A 935-nucleotide genomic window follows, 5' to 3' on the forward strand; every position below is an offset into this window, starting at 1 on the left:
TCCTGATTTAGCGAGATTTTGTTCTTCATTTTCGCAGATGACTAAGAGAATCTCATCAGAATTTATAAAAACGGGTTTTTTCACAAATGCCTCCATACAGCCTATTGGCAAAAGTTATTTTCTAAGATATGGAAAAATTAATACGTTTTTCGTAATAGATTGTCAATAGATAAAATACGAAAAACGTATTTTTATTTTTATAAACCTATTCGATTTTGTTTATTATCATTAATGTTAATGAGGTGCTTATGATAAAAAGTATAAAAGAAAAGCAGCTAGCCATCATGCTAAATAAATTAACCGAATGTGAAAAAAAAGCTTTTATGAATTTCTTGCTGCGAGCAGAGATTTTAAAAGATCCTCGACAATCTTCTTTTCAGAATCATTCGCTTGTGAATATAAATAAAGAAAATCATCAGAGTAAGGTCCAGAAATAGGTGAAGAATCTTTAAAAAACTCCATAATTTTAACTAATTCATCTGCCTTAATATCCCTCGTTTCCTTATTTGTATTAAGATTAATCATATTGGATATAGCTGGTCTTCTTATACCAAGATGGGCGGCAAGCTTCGCTTGGCTCCCTCGTCCCATTTTATCAAGTTCTTTTTTTATCCAAATTTTTAGCTCTTTTTGCCTAATCATAATTAAGTTTATTCCTTATTTTTAAAGTCCTTACAATATAAAAAATATAATGATACGTTTTTCGTATTGACTAAATATTTTGGATATCGTATTTTTATCGCTATGATAAAACCATATACGAAAACCGCAAAACTCATAATTGAGTATCTAGGTGGCTATAAAAAAGTTGCTAATATTGTTAATCGCAATGTTATTGTAATTAGAAAATGGGCTTACCCTTTTGAAAAGAGAGAGGGTAAAGGCGGCATTATCCCAGCTAAATACCAAGTTATACTTTTAAATTATGCGCGTGA

At 30.1% G+C, this 935-nt stretch carries 1 protein-coding gene and 1 pseudogene; one reads left to right on the forward strand and one right to left on the reverse strand.

What is annotated here, in order from left to right:
• Positions 1-321 precede the first annotated feature (321 nt).
• Complete coding sequence (locus BN338_RS09795; RefSeq protein WP_039761914.1) at positions 322-642, reverse strand: helix-turn-helix domain-containing protein; 321 nt, start codon at positions 640-642, stop codon at positions 322-324.
• A gap of 66 nt (positions 643-708) precedes the next feature.
• On the opposite strand from BN338_RS09795, the pseudogene BN338_RS12750 reads away from it, so the two are divergent.
• A pseudogene (locus BN338_RS12750) lies at positions 709-935 on the forward strand (hypothetical protein); the annotation flags it as partial.

The organism is Bartonella queenslandensis AUST/NH15 (genome assembly GCF_000312585.1).
Lineage (GTDB): Bacteria > Pseudomonadota > Alphaproteobacteria > Rhizobiales > Rhizobiaceae > Bartonella > Bartonella queenslandensis_A.